General features: G+C 64.7%; 17 protein-coding genes. All 17 read right to left on the bottom strand.

Translation table 11 applies throughout. The features are described from left to right. Window positions 1-22: 22 nt before the first annotated feature. Window positions 23-1,321 carry a tRNA lysidine(34) synthetase TilS gene (gene tilS, locus DN824_RS12540; RefSeq protein ID WP_138408745.1) on the bottom strand — a complete coding sequence of 433 codons (1,299 nt, stop codon included), beginning with the start codon at window positions 1,319-1,321 and terminating at the stop codon, window positions 23-25. 120 nt (window positions 1,322-1,441) lie between these two features. After that, window positions 1,442-2,392, bottom strand: a complete 951-nt coding sequence (locus DN824_RS12535; protein ID WP_138408744.1) for an acetyl-CoA carboxylase carboxyltransferase subunit alpha — start codon at window positions 2,390-2,392, stop codon at window positions 1,442-1,444. A 130-nt stretch (window positions 2,393-2,522) separates the two neighbouring features. Further along, window positions 2,523-6,044: a DNA polymerase III subunit alpha gene (gene dnaE / locus DN824_RS12530; RefSeq protein WP_138408743.1), complete on the bottom strand. Its 3,522-nt coding sequence runs from the start codon at window positions 6,042-6,044 to the stop codon at window positions 2,523-2,525. A 208-nt stretch (window positions 6,045-6,252) separates the two neighbouring features. Further along, the gene (gene rnhB / locus DN824_RS12525) at window positions 6,253-6,894 is read right to left on the bottom strand and encodes a ribonuclease HII (protein WP_138408742.1); all 642 of its coding nucleotides are present in this window, start codon (window positions 6,892-6,894) and stop codon (window positions 6,253-6,255) included. After that, complete coding sequence (gene lpxB / locus DN824_RS12520; RefSeq protein ID WP_138408741.1) at window positions 6,894-8,024, bottom strand: lipid-A-disaccharide synthase; 1,131 nt, start codon at window positions 8,022-8,024, stop codon at window positions 6,894-6,896. Before lpxB ends, rnhB begins: the two co-directional genes overlap by 1 nt. Window position 8,025: 1 nt before the next feature. Further along, on the bottom strand, window positions 8,026-8,802 hold the full coding sequence (gene lpxA / locus DN824_RS12515; RefSeq protein ID WP_138408740.1) for an acyl-ACP--UDP-N-acetylglucosamine O-acyltransferase: 777 nt from the start codon (window positions 8,800-8,802) through the stop codon (window positions 8,026-8,028). Beyond that, a complete protein-coding gene (fabZ, locus tag DN824_RS12510) occupies window positions 8,799-9,239 on the bottom strand; it encodes a 3-hydroxyacyl-ACP dehydratase FabZ (RefSeq protein ID WP_138408739.1) in 441 nt (146 codons plus the stop codon). Before fabZ ends, lpxA begins: the two co-directional genes overlap by 4 nt. Window positions 9,240-9,338: 99 nt before the next feature. Beyond that, a complete protein-coding gene (gene lpxD, locus DN824_RS12505) occupies window positions 9,339-10,400 on the bottom strand; it encodes a UDP-3-O-(3-hydroxymyristoyl)glucosamine N-acyltransferase (protein WP_138408738.1) in 1,062 nt (353 codons plus the stop codon). 1 nt (window position 10,401) lies between these two features. Next, entirely contained in the window at window positions 10,402-10,905 is a 504-nt protein-coding gene (locus DN824_RS12500; RefSeq protein ID WP_138408737.1) for an OmpH/Skp family outer membrane protein, read from the bottom strand. 48 nt (window positions 10,906-10,953) lie between these two features. Continuing rightward, on the bottom strand, window positions 10,954-13,317 hold the full coding sequence (gene bamA, locus DN824_RS12495) for an outer membrane protein assembly factor BamA (RefSeq protein WP_138408736.1): 2,364 nt from the start codon (window positions 13,315-13,317) through the stop codon (window positions 10,954-10,956). 68 nt (window positions 13,318-13,385) lie between these two features. Next, window positions 13,386-14,738, bottom strand: a complete 1,353-nt coding sequence (gene rseP / locus DN824_RS12490; RefSeq protein ID WP_138408735.1) for an RIP metalloprotease RseP — start codon at window positions 14,736-14,738, stop codon at window positions 13,386-13,388. 13 nt (window positions 14,739-14,751) lie between these two features. Next, on the bottom strand, window positions 14,752-15,930 hold the full coding sequence (ispC, locus tag DN824_RS12485) for a 1-deoxy-D-xylulose-5-phosphate reductoisomerase (protein ID WP_138408804.1): 1,179 nt from the start codon (window positions 15,928-15,930) through the stop codon (window positions 14,752-14,754). 8 nt (window positions 15,931-15,938) lie between these two features. Further along, on the bottom strand, window positions 15,939-16,754 hold the full coding sequence (locus tag DN824_RS12480) for a phosphatidate cytidylyltransferase (RefSeq protein WP_138408734.1): 816 nt from the start codon (window positions 16,752-16,754) through the stop codon (window positions 15,939-15,941). Next, window positions 16,748-17,509: a polyprenyl diphosphate synthase gene (gene uppS, locus DN824_RS12475; protein WP_138408733.1), complete on the bottom strand. Its 762-nt coding sequence runs from the start codon at window positions 17,507-17,509 to the stop codon at window positions 16,748-16,750. Before uppS ends, DN824_RS12480 begins: the two co-directional genes overlap by 7 nt. Before the next feature lie 142 nt (window positions 17,510-17,651). Continuing rightward, window positions 17,652-18,209 carry a ribosome recycling factor gene (gene frr / locus DN824_RS12470; RefSeq protein WP_138408732.1) on the bottom strand — a complete coding sequence of 186 codons (558 nt, stop codon included), beginning with the start codon at window positions 18,207-18,209 and terminating at the stop codon, window positions 17,652-17,654. After that, window positions 18,206-18,949 (bottom strand): UMP kinase, encoded by a 744-nt coding sequence (pyrH, locus tag DN824_RS12465; protein ID WP_138408731.1) that lies wholly within the window; start codon window positions 18,947-18,949, stop codon window positions 18,206-18,208. Before pyrH ends, frr begins: the two co-directional genes overlap by 4 nt. Before the next feature lie 185 nt (window positions 18,950-19,134). Continuing rightward, window positions 19,135-19,828 (bottom strand): translation elongation factor Ts (gene tsf / locus DN824_RS12460; protein ID WP_138408730.1); only part of this gene is annotated, 694 nt, incomplete at its 5' end.

The following is a 19,828-nucleotide window of genomic DNA, read 5'->3' as shown; positions in this document are numbered from 1 at the left end:
GTAGTCTACTCGAAAGGCCTTATCAGCTCAAACGGCCGTCACCCGTCGGAGGGCGCCAGTCGAGGCGGATGCCGGAGCCGGTCAGGTCGCCCAGGTTGGCGACCGCGACGACCTCGCGCTCGCGCAGCAGCAGCGGAAGGCGCGGCCGGACGAATCCCGGGACGCCCTGCTCGTTGAGCACCCGCTTGAGATCCCGCCTGCCCCGCCCGGCCAGTTGCAGCCACTCGCCACCCTGGCGATACCCGAGCCGCAACCCGTCCCCCGCCGCGCCGCTGATGCGCACGCGACCATTGCCGGCCAGATCGATGTCGCCCAGCAGGCTCGCCACGTCCGGCTCCGGCGGCGTCTGCAGCCAGGCCCCGCGCAGCAGCCAGAGGCGGTCGGCGGTCCGGCGCAGCTCGGCCTGGTCCAGGCGCCACACCGGCGCGGCATCGCCAGCGGCATCGCGCAGATCGCACCAGCCGGCCCAATGGTCGGCATCAGGCAGTCGTACATGGGGGCGCAGCCAGTGGCGCAAGGCATTGCGCTGCCGCGCCTCGGAGATCGCCTGCAATGGCCCCATGGCAAGACTGGGCAACCCGAGCCAGGCAAAGGGCGGCGGCGCGGCAGCCGATGCCAGGTCGAGCGCCGCCAGCTCGTCCAGCAGCCCCTGGGCCTCGGCCAGGTGCCCGGCGGCACGCGCCATGGACGACGCGGCAGCCGGCCAGCGCCGCTCGAGCACCGGGAAGACCTGGTGACGGAGGTAGTTGCGCGCATGATCGAGCGAGGCGTTGCTCGGGTCCTCGACCCAGCTCAGCCCCTCGGCCCTCGCCCAGGCTTCGAGCTCGGCGCGGCCGGCATCGAGCAGCGGACGCACCAGAAGCCCGCGCCCCAGCGCGCGCGACGGCGGCATCGCAACCAGCCCTCTCAGCCCCGCGCCACGCAGCAGGCGAAACAGCAGCGTCTCGGCCTGATCGTCACGGTGCTGGGCCGTCAGCAGCACCTCGTCCTCGCCAAGCCGTGCCTCGAAGGCCGCGTAGCGGGCCTGGCGGGCGGCGTTCTCGAGACTGGCCGAATCTGCGACCCGCACCCGGACAACCTCCAGCGGAACACCCAGCGCCCCGCAGGTCTCACGGCAATGCTCCGCCCAGGCATCGGCGCCCGACTGAAGCCCATGATGAACATGGATCGCCGAGATCGGCGGCAGCGCCTGTTGGCGCGCGAGCCTGACCAGCAGGTGCAGCAGGACGCAGGAATCGAGGCCACCCGAATAGGCGATCCGCCAGGCGGGCGCGTGGCGCTGCGGAATGAGCGAGGTCAGCAGGCGGGATTCGAGCGACATGGGAAGCGACGATGCGCAAGGAGGAGTGGCAGAGGATGCGCCCGTGCCGGGCACGGCGCAATCGCACTGCGGCGAGGCCTGCGGCGCCAGTGACGCTGCAGGTCTCGCAGGGCGGGATTATCAGGCGATGCCGTAGCTCATCAGGCGCTCGTAGCGCTGGGCCAGCAGCGCATCGACGTCGAGCGCGCGCAGCTGTTCGAGCTGAATGTTGAATTCTTCGCGCATCGCTTCGGCCATTACGGCCGGGTTGCGATGGGCGCCACCCAGCGGCTCCGGGATCACCTTGTCGACGATGCCCAGGCCCTTCAGACGCTCGGCGGTGATGCCCATCGCCTCGGCGGCATCCGGCGCCTTCTCGGCGGTCTTCCAGAGGATCGACGCGCAGCCTTCCGGGGAGATCACCGAGTAGGTCGAGTACTGCAGCATGTTCAAGCGGTCGCATACACCGATCGCCAGCGCACCGCCAGAACCGCCCTCGCCGATCACCGTGGCGATGATCGGGGTCTTCAGGCGCGCCATCACGCGCAGGTTCCAGGCGATGGCCTCGCTCTGGTTGCGCTCCTCGGCGTCGATACCCGGATAGGCGCCGGGCGTGTCGATGAAGGTGAGGATCGGCATCTTGAAGCGCTCGGCCATCTCCATCAGACGGCAGGCCTTGCGATAGCCTTCCGGACGCGGCATGCCGAAGTTGCGACGCACCTTCTCGCGCACGTCGCGGCCCTTCTGGTGGCCGATGATCATCACCGGCTGGCCTTCCAGGCGCGCCACGCCGCCGACGATCGCGGCGTCGTCGGAGAAGTGACGATCGCCGTGCAGTTCATCGAACTCGGTGAACAGGTGGTTGATGTAGTCCAGCGTGTAGGGACGACGCGGGTGACGCGCCAGTTGCGCGATCTGCCAGCTGGTCAGGTTGCCGAAGATGCTTTCGGTGAGCGACTCGCTCTTGTCCTGCAGGCGTGCGATCTCATCGCCGATGTTCAGCGAGTTGTCGTTGCCGACCAGGCGCAACTCTTCGATCTTGGCTTGCAGGTCGGCGATCGGCTGTTCGAAATCCAGGAAATTCGGGTTCATAGGCATCCGTCATGCGTCGACGGCCAGGCGGCCGGGAGGCTGTTCCGTTTTTTGCGCCTTACCTTACGGGAGAGGCGCATTCAGGTCGAACAAAAATATGCTCGTCTCGTGACCCGGTCATCGACCAGGCCTATCGGTAGTGCAGGAAGACGTTGTCTCGGCCGAACTGGTCACGCAACGCTTGAATCAAGTTGTCGGCCGGGTCGATTCGCCAGCCCTCGCCGAACTGCAGCAACGCCTTCGCATCGCGGCTGGTGTACTCGAGGGTGATCGGGCAGGCGCCGCGGTGGCGCCCGCAGACATCGGCGAACCAGCGCAGCCGATCGCCTTTCAGGCCGTCGGCCGCGACCTTCACCCGCAGGCTCTCGGCAAGGCCGGTGCGCGCCTCTTCCAGACTCATCACGCGCTTGGCGCGAAGACGCAGGCCGCCGGAGAAATCGTCGTTGCTGACCTCGCCCTCGACCACCACCAGCGCATCGGTCTGCAGCAGTGCCTGGGCCGAATTGAACGCATCGGCGAACAGCGACGCCTCGATACGCCCGGAGCGGTCGTCGAGGGTGATGAAGCCCATCTTGTCGCCCTTCTTGTTCTTCATCACCCGCAGGTTGACGATCAGTCCGGCGATGGTCTGCGACTCGCGCGCCGGGCGCAGGTCGATGATCCGCTGGCGGGCGAAACGCCGGACCTCGCCTTCGTATTCGTCGATCGGATGGCCGGTGAGGTAGAGACCCAGGGTCTCCTTCTCGCCCCGCAGGCGCTCCTTGAGGGAAAGCTCCTTGGCCTTGCGATGGTTGGCGTACACGTCGGCCTCGGGCTCGGAGAACAGGCCGCCGAACAGGTCCATGTGGCCACTGTCCAGGCTGCGCGCCGTCTGCTCGGCCGCCTGCACGGCTTCTTCCATCGCCGCCAGCAACACCGCACGGTTGCGGTCGATGTTCGCCTGGTAGGCCTTGGGCTCGTCGGAGAAATAGGGACCGAGACGGTCCAGCGCCCCGCCACGGATCAGCGCTTCGAGGGTCCGCTTGTTGATCCGCTTGAGATCGACCCGGGCACAGAAGTCGAACAGATCCTTGAACGGACCGCCCTCGTTGCGGCACTCGACGATCGCCTCCACCGGCCCCTCGCCGACGCCCTTGATCGCGCCGAGCCCGTAGACGATGCGCTTGTCGTCATCGACGGTGAACTTGAACTCCGAATTGTTCACGTCCGGCGCGACGATGCGCAGCTTCATGCTGCGGCATTCCTCGATCAGCGTGACCACCTTGTCGGTGTTGTGCATGTCCGCCGAGAGCACCGCGGCCATGAACGGGGACGGATGGTGCGCCTTCAGCCAGGCGGTCTGGTACGACACCAGGCCGTAGGCGGCCGAGTGCGACTTGTTGAAACCGTAGCCGGCGAACTTTTCCACCAGATCGAAGATGTTGCCTGCAAGATCCGCGTCGATACCGTTCCTGGCGCAACCTTCGATGAAGCCGCCGCGCTGCTTGGCCATCTCCTCGGGCTTCTTCTTGCCCATGGCGCGACGCAGCATGTCCGCGCCGCCGAGGGTGTAGCCGGCCATCACCTGGGCAATCTGCATCACCTGCTCCTGGTACAGGATGATGCCGTAGGTGGGCTTGAGCACCGGCTCCAGGCCGGCGTACTGGTAATCCGGGTGCGGATAGGCGAGCTCGGCGCGGCCGTGCTTGCGGTTGATGAAGTCGTCCACCATGCCCGACTGCAGCGGGCCGGGGCGGAACAGCGCCACCAGTGCGATCAGGTCTTCCAGGCAGTCCGGCTTGAGCTTCTTGATCAGCTCCTTCATGCCGCGCGATTCGAGCTGGAACACGGCCGTGGTTTCGGCCTTCTGCAGCATCGCGTAGGTCGGTTTGTCGTCCAGCGGGATGAAGTCGATGTTCAGCGGCTCCAGGCCTTTCTGGGCCTGCTCGCGGTTGATCGTCTCCATCGCCCACTTGATGATCGTCAGGGTCCGCAGGCCGAGGAAGTCGAACTTCACCAGGCCGGCCTGCTCGACGTCGTCCTTGTCGAACTGGGTCACCAGGCCGCCACCTTCCTCGTCACAGGCGATCGGCGAGAAGTCGGTGAGCTTGGTCGGCGCGATCACCACGCCCCCGGCGTGCTTGCCGGTGCCGCGGGTGATGCCTTCGAGCTTGAGCGCCATCTCCCAGATTTCGGCCGCTTCTTCATCGACCTTGAGGAACTCGCGCAGCGGCTCCTCCATCTCGTAGGCCTTTTCCAGCGTCATGCCCACTTCGAACGGGATCATCTTGGACAGTCGGTCGGCCAGGCCGTAGGACTTGCCCTGCACCCGCGCAACGTCCCGCACCACTGCCTTGGCGGCCATGGTGCCGAAGGTGATGATCTGGCTGACCGCGTTGCGCCCGTAGGCCTCGGCCACGTAGTCGATCACCCGGTCGCGACCGTCCATGCAGAAGTCGACGTCGAAGTCGGGCATCGATACCCGCTCCGGATTGAGGAAGCGTTCGAACAGCAGGTCGTAGGCGAGCGGGTCGAGATCGGTGATCTTCAGCACGTAGGCCACCAGCGAGCCGGCACCCGAACCCCGGCCGGGGCCCACCGGCACGCCGTTGTTCTTGGCCCACTTGATGAAGTCCATCACGATGAGGAAGTAACCGGGGAAGCCCATCTGGATGATGATGTCCAGCTCGAAATTCAGCCGGTCGATGTAAACCTGCCGCTTGGCTTCGTAATCCTCGGTGTCGGGCGGCAGGATGACGCTCAGGCGCTCATCGAGGCCTTCGAAGGAGACATGTCGCAGGTAGTCGTCGATGCCCATGCCGTTGGGCGTGGGGAAGTCGGGCAGGAAGTACTTGCCCAGCTGCACTTCGATGTTGCAGCGCTTGGCGATCTCGACGGTGTTTTCCAGCGCCTCGGGCAGGTCGGCGAACAGCTCCTGCATTTCTTCGGGCGTCTTCAGGTACTGCTGATCGGAATAGTTGCGCGGCCGGCGCGGATCGTCCAGCGTGCGGCTCTCGCCGATGCAGACCCGGGTTTCGTGGGCCTCGAAATCCTCCTGCTTGAGGAAGCGCACGTCGTTGGTCGCCACCAGGGGCGCGCCGAAGCGATCGGCCAGCGCCACGGCGGCGTGCAGGTATTCCTCATCGTTGACGCGGCTGGTGCGCTGCACTTCGAGGTAGAAGCGATCCGGAAACACCTGCTGCCATTCGGCGAGCAGCCCGGCGGCGACGGACTCGTCGCCCGCCAGCAACGCCTGGCCGATCTCACCCTCCTTGGCGCCGGACAGGCAGATCAGCCCTTCGGCCGCGCCCTTGACCCAGTCGCGCTGGATGATCACCAGCTCGTTGCTCTGTCCTTCGGTCCAGCCGCGCGAGACCAGCTCGGTGAGGTTACGATACCCGCGGTTGTCCATCGCCAGCAGCGTCATGCGGCTGAGCGGACCATCTTCCTCGCGGCTCGCCAGCCAGATGTCGGCGCCGCAGATCGGCTTGATCCCGCCCCCCATCGCCGCCTTGTAAAACTTGACCAGCGAGCACATGTTGCTCTGGTCGGTTACCGCCACCGCCGGCATGCCCGCCCCCGCCACCGCCTTGATCAGCGGCTTGACGCGCACCAGACCGTCGACGAGGGAGAATTCGGTATGCACACGCAGGTGAACGAACAGGGCGGTCATGGGGATCCTTTCGACATCAAAAACGACAAGGCCCGGATTGTACCGGGCCACGGTCCAAACGGCAGCGTCAAACGATCAGCGATCGTCACAGAAATCGGGACTGGCATCGCCTGCCGCCCACAGGGCGGGCCGCCTCCAGGCGAGCGCCCGGGCGATGCGATGAAACGGACTGGACGACCAGCGGCAGCACTCTGGGATGGACCGCCGATCAGACGATGAGCACGTCCACCGGCACCGACGCCTCGACCACCGCAACGGCCTCGAGCAGGTTGCGCACCGGCGCGAAGGAGCGCCGATGAATCGGCGTGGGGCCGAGCCGCTGCAGCGCGTCGAGGTGCACGGCCGTGGCGTAGCCCTTGTGGGAGGCGAGCCCGTAACCCGGGTAGCTGAGATCGAGCTGGTGCATTTCCCGGTCGCGGCTGACCTTGGCCAGGATCGAGGCGGCCGCGATGGCCGGAACCGACGCATCGCCCTGGATCACCGGGGCGCTCGGCACGCCCAGCTGGGGGCAGCGGTTGCCATCGATCAGGGCCAGACGAGGCGTCACGCTCAGCCCCTCCACCGCCCGCTTCATCGCGAGCATGGTGGCATGCAGGATGTTCAGGCTGTCGATCTCATCGACGTCCGCGCGGGCAACGCACCAGGCCACCGACTTTTCGCAGATCTCGTCGAACAAGGCCTCGCGACGGGCTTCGGTGAGCTTCTTGGAATCGTTGAGGCCTTTGATCGGCCGCAACGGATCGAGAATCACCGCCGCCGTGACCACCGGACCGCACAGCGGGCCGCGCCCGACCTCGTCGACACCGGCGACCAGCTCCTCCACGAGGCTGAAATCCAGGCCCAGCTGCATCAGTTGCGCCCCGCCAGCTGCAGTACCGCCTCGGCCGCCTGCGCCGAGGCGTCGCGGCGCAAAGCACGATGGATCATGTCGAAACCTTCGGTTTGCACGGCGCCGTTGTCGATCAGCGGACAAAGCAGCTGCGCCATCGCCTCGGGCGTCGCCGCCTCCTGCAGCAGTTCGGGCACCAGCAGACGCTGGGCCAGCAGGTTGGGCAACGAAACGTAGGGTGTTTTGACCATTCGCTTGAGGATACGGTAGGTCATCGGCGCCACGCTGTAGCCCACCACCATGGGCCGCTTGTAGAGCAGCGCCTCCAGCGTCGCGGTACCGGACGCGATCAGCACCGCATCGCATGCCGCCAACGCCTCGTGGGAGCGCCCGTCGAGCAGGGTCAGCGGCAGGTCGCGCCCGGCGAGCATCTGCTCGAGCTGCTGGCGACGCGCCGGACTGGCCGCGGGCAACACGAAACGCAGCCCCGGGCGCAATGCCCGCAGGCGCTCGGCGGCATCCAGGAACAGCTCGCCAAGACGACCGACCTCCCCGCCTCGGCTGCCCGGCATCAGCGCCACGACCGGGCAATCCTGCGGAAGGTCGAGCGCGGCGCGTGCGGCCTCCCGGTCCGCGACCAGGGGAATCGCATCGGCCAGCGGATGCCCGACGAAGCGCACCTGCACCTGGTGCTGGTCATAGAACTGCGCCTCGAAGGGAAACAGCGTCAGCATCAGGTCGCACGCCTCGCGGATCTTGTGCACCCGCCCCTGCCGCCAGGCCCAGACCGAAGGGCTGACGTAGTGAGCCGTCTTGATGCCGGCACGGCGCAGTTTGAGTTCGAGATCGAGGTTGAAGTCCGGCGCGTCGATGCCGATGAAGACGTCGGGGCGCTGCTCGATCAACGTCTTGAGCAGGCGCTTGCGCCGCGACAGGAGCTCGGGAAGGCGCCCGAGGACCTCGACCAGCCCCATCACCGAAAGCCGTTCCATCGGGAAGTAGGAGGCAAGCCCCTGGGCCTCCATCAGCGGCCCGCCGACCCCGATGAATTCGACGTCGGGATGCGCCGCCTTCAGTGCCTGCATCAGCCCGGAGCCGAGGATGTCGCCGGACGCCTCACCGGCTACCAGCGCGATACGAAGCCGCTTCATTTCAGCGGGTGATGCCGCGGGTCGAGGCGAGGATGGAATCGCGGAACAGCGCCACTTCGGGGAATTCGGCCGCCTGCTCGGCGAGCTCGACGACCGCCTCTTCGATGGTCAGCCCCTTGCGGTAGACCGTCTTGTACGCACGACGCAGCGCGTGGATCGACTCGGCGCTGAACCCGCGGCGACGCAGCCCTTCGAAGTTCATGCTGCGCGCCTCGGCCGGATTGCCGGACACCGTGACGAAAGCCGGCACGTCCTTGCCGATCGCCGTGCCCATGCCGGCGAAGGCGTGGGCACCGATGTGGCAGAACTGGTGGACCAGGGTATAGCCGGACAGGATCGCCCAGTCTCCCACGTGGACATGACCGGCCAGCGCGGTGTTGTTCACCAGGATGCAATGGTTGCCGATCACGCTGTCGTGGCCGATGTGGGCATAGCACATGATCAGGTTGTGGTCGCCCACCGTGGTCTCGTCGCGGTCCTGGATGGTGCCGCGGTGCATGGTGACGCCTTCACGAATGATGTTGTGGTCACCGATGACCAGCCGGGTGGGCTCGCCCTTGTACTTGCGATCGGGCGTGTCCTCGCCCAGGGAGGCGAACTGGTAGATGCGGTTGTGCTTGCCGATTCGCGTCGGGCCTTTGACGATGACGTTAGGGCCGAGCACCGTGCCTTCGCCTATTTCCACGTCGGGCCCGATGATCGACCAGGGACCAACGACAACGTCATCGGCCAGCTTTGCAGCCGGGTCGATGATGGCGCGAGGGTCAATCAAACTCATAGCTTGCGTTCCGCGCAGATGATCTCCGCCGAGCATACCGGCTTTTCATCGACGGTTGCCTGACAGTCGAACTTCCAGATGCCGCGTTTGACGCTGAGGAACCTGGCCTCGAGGATCAGCTGGTCGCCAGGCAGCACCGGATGCCGGAAACGCAGCTTGTCGGAGCCGACGAAGTAGTAAAGCGTACCGTCCGACGGCTTCACATCGAGCATCTTGAAACCGAGCACGCCGGCGGCCTGGGCCATGGCTTCGATGATCAGCACCCCGGGCATGATCGGGTGCTGGGGAAAGTGGCCGTTGAAGAAGGGCTCGTTGATGGTGACGTTCTTGTAAGCGCGAATGCGTTTGGCTTCCGTGTCGAGCTCCACCACCCGATCCACCAGCAGGAAAGGATAACGGTGTGGGAGGTATTCGCGAATCTCGTTGATGTCCATCATGTCAGGGAAAGGCCTGTAATTGAGTAAGAGTCCGCCGGACCGTCGTTCCGTTTCGCAGCGAATCGGCTGCGTGCTCGAACGGTCGGTCAGAGGGGACGTTCAGGCATCAGAAGCAGCATCCCCGCTCGGGGTCACGGCCGCCAGCCCTTTTTCCAGTTGTTGCAGCCGGCGCGCCATGTCGTCCAGCTGACGTATCCGCGCCGCGCTCTTCTTCCATTCGCCGGCGGGCTGCATGGCCGTACCCGATGAATAGGCACCCGGCTCGCTGATCGAGCGGGTGACCATGGTCATTCCGGTGACGAACACGTTGTCGCACACTTCGATGTGGCCGACCATGCCGACACCCCCTGCGATCATGCAGTTGGCGCCAATCTTGGTGCTGCCGGAAATACCGCAGCAACCGGCCATGGCGGTGTTGTCGCCGATCTGCACGTTGTGCGCGATCATGATCTGGTTGTCCAGCTTGACCCCGTTGCCGATCAGCGTGTCGGACAGCGCACCGCGATCGATCGTGGTGTTGGCGCCGATCTCGACATCGTCGCCGATGCGTACGCCGCCGATCTGGGCGATCTTCTGCCAGGCACCTGCTTCCTTGGCGAAGCCGAAACCCTCGCCGCCGATCACCGCGCCCGACTGGATGACCACACGTTCGCCGATGACCACATCGTGATAAAGCGTGACCCTGGCCGCCAGCCGCCCGCCGGCACCGATGCGGCTGCGAGCGCCCACGACGCTATGTGCGCCGATCACGACGTCCGGGCCAATCCAGGCGCCCTCCTCGATCACCACGAACGCACCCAGACTGGCCGAGGGATCGACCTCGGCCGTCGCGCTGACCACTGCCGACGCATGCACGCCTGGCGCAACCGGCGGCCGGGTTTCGAACAGATGGGAAGCCTGCGCATAGGCCAGGTAGGGATTGTCCACGACAAGCGCAGCGCCCGCATAGGCAGCCGCATCGTCCGCCTTGAGCAGCACGGCGCCGGCCCGGGTCGAGCCCAGGAATTTGCGGTATTGAGCGTTGGCGAGAAAGCTGAGCTGGTCTGCGCCGGCATCCTGCAGCGTGGCAAGCCCGCGAATGGGCATCGCGCCATCGCCGCGCAGGGTCGCCCCCAGCCGCTCGGCGAGGTCGCCGAGCGTAAAGACAGCGTTACCGGTCATGTCAGCGCAGCTGATTCATGCGCTCGATGACCTGGCGGGTGATGTCGTATTGCGGCTTGACATCCACCACCGAGCCGCGCTCGAACACCAGGTCGTAGTTACCCTTCTTGATCACCTCTTCGACCGCCTGATCGAGCTTGGGCTTGAGCTGCTTGAGCATCTCGCGGTCGGCGACGGCCTTGGATTCGTTCAGCTCCTTGGACTGGAACTGGAAGTCACGGGCCTTCTGCTTGAATTCGAGCTCCAGGCGCTCACGCTCGGCCTGTTGCATCTTGTCGCCATCCTTGACCAGACGGTCCTGAATGCGCTTCGCATCGGTTTCCAGCGTCTGCAGCTTGGTCAGCTGGGGGCCGAACTTCTTCTCGGCATCAACCGCATAGCGCTTGGCCGCGTCGGACTCCAGCAGAGCCATCTGATAGTTCATCACCGCGATCTTCATCTCGGCGAATGCGGGGGTCGCTACCAGTGCTGCGGCAACGAGCATCATTTGGGTCAACTTACGCACGGTATGTACCACTCCTGCTTGTGGATCTCGCCACGTGGCGGCAGATCGTTAAAAGGTTTGTCCAAGGGAGAACTGGAAGACCTGGGTCTCGGCGTTGTCCGGCTTCACGACCGGCATGGCCAGACTGAAGCTGAGCGGGCCGAGCGCGGTGATCCAGGTCAGGCCCACGCCGACCGAACTCGCCATTTCGCCAAGATCGATGTCGGTGCAGCTAGGCGAGCCGGACGGGCAGTTGCTGTCGAAGACGTTACCGACATCCCAGAACACCGAGGTACGCAGGGAACGCTGATCCCTGACGAAGGGCATCGGGAAGAGTACTTCCAGGCCGCCCTGAATGAGAACGTTGCCGCCGAACGGCAGCGGATCCTGATCCGGGTCTCTGATGGTACCCGGACGACCTCCATTCCCTTCACCAAGGCTTGGCGTGCTGCGCGGACCAAGCGTGCTGTCCTTGAAGCCTCGTACCGAGTTGAAACCACCAGCGAAGTAGTTCTCGTAGAACGGCAGGCGCGAGGTCGAGCCGAAGCTGTCGGCATAACCCAGCTGCGTGTGCATGCGCAGCGTGTAGGAATCGGTCAACGGCACGAACAGCTGGCCGTTGTAGTCGAGCTTGTAGAACGACAGGTCGCTTCCCGGAATGGTGCTTTCGAGCACCAGGCTCTGCGAATGACCGCGGGTCGCCAGCGTGCCACGGTTCAGGGTGGATTCCGACCAGCCGATCGAGCCGCGGAAGTTGAGGAACTTGTCCCCTTCCTGGTCGAGGAAGTCGAAAATCTCGTCGACGGTATAGAGGCCGGTATCGATCTCGTCCTGCTGCACGGTCAGGCCGAACGTCAGGCGCGAGGTTTCGCTGATCGGATAGCCGATGTTGACGCCGGCGCCGAGGCTGTCGACCGCATAGCTGGAGATGTTGTAGTCCAGCTCGTCGTAGTCGGTCGTCCGGTAGAAGGCGTTGTAGCCCAGGCTGACGCCATCTTCGGTCCAGTAGGGATCGACGAAGCCGAAGTTGTAGCGCGACTGGTATTCGCTGCGGGTCAGACCCAGGCTCACCCGGTTGCCGGTGCCCAGGAAGTTGTTCTGGCTGATCGAGCCCCCGAGAATCAGGCCGGCGTTCTGGGCGAAACCGATGCTCGCCATGATCGAACCCGACGGCTGTTCCTCGACGCTGTAGTTCACGTCGATCTGATCGTCGGTGCCGGGCACCTGCGGCGTCTCGACGTTGACCTCCCTGAAGAAGCCCAGGCGCTCGAGACGGGTCTTGGACTGATCGATCAGATAGGTCGAAGCCCAACCGCCTTCCATCTGGCGCATCTCGCGGCGCAGCACCTCGTCCTCGGTCTTGGTGTTGCCACGGAAATTGATGCGGTTCACATAGGCCCGGTTGCCCGGATCGACGGCGAAGGTAATCGACACCGTGTTGTCTTCGTCGTGCGCCTCGGGAATGCCGTTGACGTTGGCGAAGGTGTAGCCCTCGTTACCCAGGCGACGGGAAATGAGTTCGGAACTGGTGGTCATCACCTTGCGCGAGAAGACCTGACCCTTCTTCACCAGCAGCAGCGCCTCGACTTCCTCCTGGGGAACCTTGAGGTCGCCGCTCAGGCGCACGTCGCGCACGGTGTAACGCTCGCCTTCGGCGATGTTCACGGTGATGTAGACGTCTTTCTTGTCCGGCGTGATGGACACCTGGGTCGAGGTGATGTCCATGTTGATGTAGCCGCGGTCCAGGTAGTAGGAGCGCAGGCGCTCCAGGTCACCCGAAAGCTTCTCGCGAGCGTACTTGTCGTCGTTACGGAAGAAGGAGAGCCAGTTGCTGGTCTTGAGCTCGAACAGGTCGGTCAGGTCCTCGTCGGGGAAAACCGTGTTTCCGACGACGTTGATGTGCTTGATCGCCGCGACCGTGCCTTCGTTGATCTTGATTTTCAGCGCCACGCGGTTGCGGGGCTGCGGAACGACTTCCGTCTCGATGCCTGCCGAGTAACGGCCCTGCGCCACGTACTGGCGCTGCAACTCGTTGCGCACGCCCTCGAGCGTGGCCTGCTGGAAAATCTCGCCCTCGGCAAGACCGGACTGCTGCAGTCCGTTCATCAGGTCTTCGGTCTTGATCGCCTTGTTCCCTTCGATCTCGATACCCGAGATCGAAGGGCGTTCAACGACGGTGATGACCAGCACGTTGCCGTCGCGGCCGAGCTGGATGTCCTGGAAGAAACCGGTCTTGAACAGTGCCCGGGTCGCCTCCACGAGGCGCCGGTCGTCTGCGGCATCGCCCACGTTGAGCGGCAGGGCGCCGAACACGCTACCGGCCGAGACCCGCTGCAGGCCGTTGACTCGGATATCGGAGATGGTGAAAGACTGAGCGTGAACTTCGGCGATCATCAATGCGGAAATCACCGCAGGTAGCAGCAGACGTTTCATGAAGTCCTTTCTTGTTCAGAGACCTGATAGAGAGCCGGCGCACGAGCGCGGCATTACGGTGCCTGGCGTCACAGTCGACCGATGTCGTTGACCAGGGCCAACAGCATCACCCCGATCACGAGGCTGATACCGATCTGCACGCCCCAGCCCTGCACCCGATCCGATAGAGGCCGCCCGCGTACCCACTCGATCAGATAAAAAAGCAGGTGCCCTCCATCGAGGACCGGGATAGGCAATAGATTGAGCACGCCCAAGCTAATACTCAGATAGGCAAGGAAATTCAGGAAGTCCCCGAACCCTGACTGGGCAGAAGCGCCCGCCACTTTAGCAATGGTTATCGGACCGCTCAAGTTTTTTACCGAGAGCTCGCCGAACAGCATTTTACGCAGCGAGTCGAGCGTCAGGACGCTCATCGTCCAGGTCCGCTTGGCCCCTTCGACCACCGCTTCCAGCGGGCCATAGCTCACTTCGCGCAGCATGTCGGCCGGCCATTCGCCGCCTTCGACGCCCGCCCCCAGGTACCCGCGACGCGCTTCGCCCTCGCCGCGTTCGGCCAGCGTCACCGGCACCGCCAGGCGCTGACCGTCACGCTCGATCTCGAAGGAGACGCGCGCACCCGCCAGGGTCTTCACCGAATCGATGACCTGCTGCCAGTCGTCCAGCGGCTGTCCGTCGAGGCTGAGCAGGCGATCGCCGATGCGAATACCGGACGCCTGCGCCGGCCCGTCGGGATCGAGCTGTGAAATGAGCGGCGCGACCTGCGGCCGCCACGGCCGGATACCGAGCGACGCGATGGGATCCGGCTCCTCGACGCCCTTGAGCCATTCGCGCAGCTCGATCTGCCGCGTGATCGGATGATCGCTGCCGGCATCGCGCACGGAAAGCTCGAGCGTGCCGCTTTCTCCGAGGCGGCGCACGAGCTGCAGGTTCACCGCGGCCCAGCCGGAGGTCTCCTGGTTATTGATGGAGACGATTTCCTGGCCGACCATCAGACCGGCCCGCTCGGCCAGGCTCTCCGGCTCGACGGCGCCGATCACCGGCCTGACCTGCTGGCTGCCGAGCATCGCAACCAGCCAGAAGAACAGCAAGGCGAGGATGAAGTTGGCCAGGGGACCGGCCGAGACGATGGCGAAGCGTTGGCGCACCGGCTTGCGGTTGAACGCTTGGTCCAGCTGGTGCTCGGCCACCGGGGCCTCGCGCTCGTCGAGCATCTTGACGTAGCCACCCAGCGGAATCGCGGCGATCACGAATTCGGTGCCATGGCGGTCATGCCAGCGAACCAGCGGCGTGCCGAAGCCCACCGAGAAGCGCAGCACCTTGACGCCACAACGGCGCGCCACCCAGAAATGCCCGTACTCGTGAAACGTGACCAGCACCCCCAGCGCAACCAGGGTGCCGATGATCATGTAAAGCGCGCTCATGGATTCCTCTGGGCTATTGCCCGTAGCGACTCAGCCATTGGCCAGCCAGCACGCGCGCCTGCGCGTCGGCAGCCAGCACATCCTCCAGGCATGCCGCCGGCACGCTGGCCTCGCGGCCGAGGACGTCGTCGATGATACTCGCGATCTCGGTGAAACGGATGCGTCCCGACAGAAACGCATCGACCGCCACTTCGTTCGCCGCATTGAGCATGGCCGGCGCGGTACCGCAGGCCTGGGCCGCCAGGCGAGCCAGGCGCAGACAGGGAAAGCGCTGCTCGTCGGGCGCCTGGAAGTCCAGACGACCGATACGCAGCAGGTCGAGGGGAGAAACGTCGGAGTGAATGCGCTCGGGCCAGGCCAGCGCATGGGCGATGGGCGTGCGCATGTCGGGATTGCCGAGCTGGGCGAGCACCGACCCGTCGATGTAGTCGACCATCGAATGGATGACGCTCTGCGGGTGGATCACCACCTCGACCTGCTCGGGCCTGGCGTCGAACAGCCAGCAGGCCTCGATGAGCTCGAGCCCCTTGTTCATCATGCTGGCCGAATCGACCGAGATCTTTCGGCCCATCGACCAGTTCGGATGAGCACAGGCCTGCTCCGGCGATACGTCGTGCAACTGGTCGACCGCCATCTCGCGGAACGGACCGCCGGAGGCGGTCAGCAGGACCCGACGAACGCCGACGGCAGCCAGCCCGCGGCCATAGTCGGCCGGCAGGCACTGGAAGATCGCATTGTGCTCGCTGTCGATCGGCAACAGCAGGGCGTCGCTCTCGCGCAGCGCCTGCATGAAGAGCGCCCCGGACATCACCAGGGCTTCCTTGTTGGCCAGCAGCACGCGCTTGTCCGCTTTCACCGCCGCCAAGGTGGGCCGCAACCCGGCAGCCCCGACGATGGCGGCCATGACGGTATCGACCTCCGGATGGGCCGCCACCTCGCACAGCCCGCCCTCGCCCACCAGGACGCGGGTATCCAGACCCGCCTGCTGCAGGTCCTGCTGCAGGCAGCGCGCACTCGCCTCCTCGGCGACCACCGCGTAGCACGGCCGATGGATGAGGCACAGCGCACGCAGCTCGTCGATGCGGGAAAACGCCGTGAGCGCGAAGACTTCATAGCGATCCGGATGACGGGCAACCACGTCCAGCGTGCTGAGCCCGATGGAGCCGGTGGCCCCGAGCACGGTGATCTTCATCGGCTGACTCACCAGGCACCCCAGCGGGCGAGCCAGAGCAGCACGACGAACACCGGAATCGCGGCGGTCAGGCTGTCGATGCGATCCATCACACCGCCATGACCGGGCAGCAGCTGGCTGCTGTCCTTGATACCCGATTTGCGCTTGAACATGCTTTCGGTGAGATCGCCCACCACCGAGATCAGCACGACCAGCGCAGCCCCGACCAGGGCCAGGATCATGGCCTGGCCGTCCCAGCCGCGATAGAGCCCGACGCCTGCGGTGATCACGAGACTGGTCGCCAGGCCACCGAACAGCCCTTCCCAGCTCTTACCGGGACTCACCAGCGGAGCCAGCTTGCGCTTGCCCAGCGCGCGCCCGCAGAAATAGGCGCCGATATCCGCTGCCCAGACGAGCACCATCACCGCCACGATCAGCCAGTTGCCCAGCGGCCACTGCTTGAGCACGACCAGTGCCTGCCAGGCCGGCAGCAGGATCAGCAGACCGATCAACAGACTGCCCGGCGCGCCACCCCACAGGCCAGTGCTCCGGGGATAGGTCAGGACCAGGCCGGTCGCCGCCAGCCACCACAGCACGCCGGCCCACAACAGCCAGGGCGCGATACCCGGCGCCCGGTAGGCCAGCACCAGCAGGATCGCCACCGCAAGGGCATAGCCCACCCGTACCGCCTGGCTCTCGTAGCCGGCCAGCCTCGCCCACTCCCAGGCGCCCAGCGTCACCACCAGGCCGATGAAGAGTGCGAAAGCGACACCATGGAGCAGAAAGAAACCGATCAGCGCAACGGGGAGCAGGATCAGTGCGGTGATGATTCTCTGTTTCAGCATTCGGCCCCAGCCTCTCTTTCGACCTGCTCGCAGGTCTTGCCAAAGCGACGCTGTCGCGTGGCGTAGTCCGCCAGCGCCTGACGCATCGCCTCGTGTTTGAAATCGGGCCAGTAAAGGTCCGAAAAATAGAGTTCCGCGTAGGCGATCTGCCACAGCAGGAAGTTACTGATGCGGCGCTCGCCGCCGGTGCGTATGCACAGATCAGGAAGCGGGCCGTTCTCGGTGGCCAGATACCCCTGGAACAGCGCGGGCGTGATCTCGTCGGGATTCAGGCGCCCGGACTGCGCCTCGCGCGCCAGTTGCTGCGCGGCCTGCACGATATCCCACTGGCCGCCGTAGTTGGCCGCCACCTGCAGGATGAAGCGATTGGGACCGGCGGTCATGGCTTCGGCCTGCGCCATCGCGGCCTGCAGTTCGGGATGGAACCGCGAGCGGTCGCCGATGATCTTCAGGCTGATGCCGTTCTCGTTGAGTTTCCTCGCCTCACGGCGCAACGCCGACAGGAACAGCTCCATCAGCGCCCCGACCTCTTCGGCCGGCCGCTGCCAGTTCTCACTGGAGAAGGCGAACAGCGTCAGCACCTCGACACCCGCCTTGGCGCATACCTCGATCACCGCCCTTACCGCGTCGACCCCGGCCTTGTGGCCAGCCACTCCCGGCAGCAAACGCCTTTTAGCCCAGCGGTTGTTGCCATCCATGATGATTGCAACATGGCGAGGAACGCTCCGCCCGGCAATCTGCCTGACCTTTTCCATGAAACGACTCTACTTGCGCTATAAGCGCGGCGAACGATAAAGGATGAAGCTAGACCTGCGCATCACGCAGCCCGATGCGGGACGGATGCCGCTCGATGGAGCCGAGACAGCACCCTGCATCAGACGATAGCCGAACGAGGCCTTATACGGCCATCAGATCGGCTTCCTTGGCCTCGAGCAGCTTCTCGACTTCGGCGACGAACTTGTCGGTCAGCTTTTGCACGTCATCCTGTGCACGACGCTCCTCGTCTTCGCTGATTTCCTTTTCCTTGACCAGATCCTTGAGCTGCGCCAGGGCGTCGCGGCGGATGTTGCGTATGGCGACCCGGGCATTTTCCGCCTCGCCACGTGCCTGCTTGGAAAAGCCCTTGCGGGTTTCCTCGGTCAGAGCCGGCATCGGCACACGGATGGTGGTACCGGCGGTGGCCGGGTTCAGGCCCAGGTCGGAGGTCATGATGGCCTTCTCGACGGCCTGGATCATGCTCTTGTCGAACACGCTCAGTGCGAGGGTGCGGGAGTCCTCGACGGTCACGTTGGCGACCTGGCGCAGCGGCGTGTCGCTGCCGTAATAGGACACCGTGATGCTGTCGAGAATGCTGGGGTGCGCCCGGCCGGTGCGGATCTTGGCGAAAGCGTGGCCAAGGGACTCCAGGCTCTTCTGCATGCGCTCCTGCGCGTCCTTCTTGATCTCGTTGATCATTCGTTCGACTCCTCGATCAGTGTTCCTTCGGCGCCACCGAGCACGATGTTCAGCAGGGCGCCGGGTTTGTTCATGTTGAAGACTCGCAGCGGCATGTTGTGGTCGCGGCACAGACAGATGGCCGTCAGATCCATTACGCCAAGCTTGCGATCGAGCACGCCATCATAGGTCAGACGATCGAATTTCTCCGCATTCGGGTCCTTGAACGGGTCGGCCGTATAGACGCCGTCGACCTTGGTGGCCTTGAGCACCACGTCGGCGTGAATTTCGATGGCACGCAGGCACGCTGCCGAGTCGGTTGTGAAGAAGGGGTTACCGGTGCCCGCGGAGAAGATCACCACTTCGCCGGTATTGAGGTGGCGCATGGCCTTGCGGCGATCGTAGTGATCGGTCACGCCGACCATCGAAATGGCGGACATCACCAGTGCCGGAATGTTGGAGCGCTCGAGCGCGTCGCGCATGGCCAGGGCGTTCATCACGGTGGCCAGCATGCCCATGTGGTCCCCGGTGACCCGATCCATGCCCGCCGCCGACAGCGCCGCGCCACGGAACAGGTTGCCGCCGCCAATGACCAGACCGACCTGGACGCCGATTCCAACCAGCTGACCGACTTCCAGCGCCATGCGATCCAGCACCTTCGGATCGATGCCGAAATCTTCGGACCCCATTAGGGCTTCGCCGCTTAACTTGAGCAGAATCCTTTTATAGCGAGGTTTGCGTCCACTCACCTGCTGAGCCATTGCGAGTCTCTCCTGCGGCGTTCGATGTAAGAAGGCTGAAGCAAAATATCTGCGGTGTGACAGCACGAAGTAGCATTGGTGCCACAACGCCAGTGAAAAGAGGCGCTAAAAACAAAGCCTTGCACCCATTTGAAAAAGAGGCCGCGCGCGTGAGCGGGCAGCCTCTTTTATTACAGCAACACGCCTTACTGCTTGATAGCCGCTACCTGGGCAGCCACTTCTGCAGCGAAGTCGACTTCGGCGCGCTCGATGCCCTCGCCCACTTCGTAACGAACGAAGGAAACGATTTCGGCACCGGCCTTCTTCGCCAGGTCACCGACCTTGACTTCCGGATCCTTGACGAAAGGCTGCTCGACCAGGCTGGCTTCGGCCAGGAACTTCTGGATGCGGCCACCGACCATCTTCTCGACGATCTCTGCCGGCTTGCCCTTGATCTTGTCTTCGTTCAGTGCCAGGAAGACGCCCTTCTCGCGCTCGATGGCTTCCTCGGAAACCTCGGACGGGTTGAGGAACTGCGGGTTGCTCGCGGCAACGTGCATCGCGATTTCCTTGGCCAGGTCGGCATCGCCGCCCTTGAGCACGACCAGCACGCCAATACGGTGACCGTGCAGGTAGGCACCAACGACATCGCCTTCCACGCGGGTCAGGCGACGGATGTTGACGTTCTCGCCGCACTTGGCGACCAGCGCCTCACGTGCCGGCTCCTGCGCCGCGATCAGCGGAGCGGCTTCGGTCAGCTGCTGGGCGAAAGCCTTGTCCAGGCTGTCGGCGACGAACGCCTTGAAGTCATCCTGCAGGGCCAGGAAGTCGGTCTGGGAGTTGACTTCGATGATCACGGCAGCCTTGTTGTCATCGGCTACCTTGACCGCGATGGAGCCT

Origin of the sequence: Stutzerimonas nosocomialis (assembly GCF_005876855.1) — a bacterium.
Taxonomy (GTDB): domain Bacteria; phylum Pseudomonadota; class Gammaproteobacteria; order Pseudomonadales; family Pseudomonadaceae; genus Stutzerimonas; species Stutzerimonas nosocomialis.
Note: the sequence above shows the minus strand (reverse complement) of the source record. Positions and strands in the feature narration are given on the sequence as shown.

What these genes read in the sequence shown, in the direction of transcription:
- tilS (WP_138408745.1), bottom strand. Translation starts at nt 1,321, where the DNA reads ATGTCGCTCGAATCCCGCCTGCTGACCTCGCTCATTCCGCAGCGCCAC.
- DN824_RS12535 (WP_138408744.1), bottom strand. Translation starts at nt 2,392, where the DNA reads ATGAACCCGAATTTCCTGGATTTCGAACAGCCGATCGCCGACCTGCAA.
- dnaE (WP_138408743.1), bottom strand. Translation starts at nt 6,044, where the DNA reads ATGACCGCCCTGTTCGTTCACCTGCGTGTGCATACCGAATTCTCCCTC.
- rnhB (WP_138408742.1), bottom strand. Translation starts at nt 6,894, where the DNA reads ATGCAGCTGGGCCTGGATTTCAGCCTCGTGGAGGAGCTGGTCGCCGGT.
- lpxB (WP_138408741.1), bottom strand. Translation starts at nt 8,024, where the DNA reads ATGAAGCGGCTTCGTATCGCGCTGGTAGCCGGTGAGGCGTCCGGCGAC.
- lpxA (WP_138408740.1), bottom strand. Translation starts at nt 8,802, where the DNA reads ATGAGTTTGATTGACCCTCGCGCCATCATCGACCCGGCTGCAAAGCTG.
- fabZ (WP_138408739.1), bottom strand. Translation starts at nt 9,239, where the DNA reads ATGATGGACATCAACGAGATTCGCGAATACCTCCCACACCGTTATCCT.
- lpxD (WP_138408738.1), bottom strand. Translation starts at nt 10,400, where the DNA reads ATGACCGGTAACGCTGTCTTTACGCTCGGCGACCTCGCCGAGCGGCTG.
- bamA (WP_138408736.1), bottom strand. Translation starts at nt 13,317, where the DNA reads ATGAAACGTCTGCTGCTACCTGCGGTGATTTCCGCATTGATGATCGCC.
- rseP (WP_138408735.1), bottom strand. Translation starts at nt 14,738, where the DNA reads ATGAGCGCGCTTTACATGATCATCGGCACCCTGGTTGCGCTGGGGGTG.
- ispC (WP_138408804.1), bottom strand. Translation starts at nt 15,930, where the DNA reads ATGAAGATCACCGTGCTCGGGGCCACCGGCTCCATCGGGCTCAGCACG.
- DN824_RS12480 (WP_138408734.1), bottom strand. Translation starts at nt 16,754, where the DNA reads ATGCTGAAACAGAGAATCATCACCGCACTGATCCTGCTCCCCGTTGCG.
- uppS (WP_138408733.1), bottom strand. Translation starts at nt 17,509, where the DNA reads ATGGAAAAGGTCAGGCAGATTGCCGGGCGGAGCGTTCCTCGCCATGTT.
- frr (WP_138408732.1), bottom strand. Translation starts at nt 18,209, where the DNA reads ATGATCAACGAGATCAAGAAGGACGCGCAGGAGCGCATGCAGAAGAGC.
- pyrH (WP_138408731.1), bottom strand. Translation starts at nt 18,949, where the DNA reads ATGGCTCAGCAGGTGAGTGGACGCAAACCTCGCTATAAAAGGATTCTG.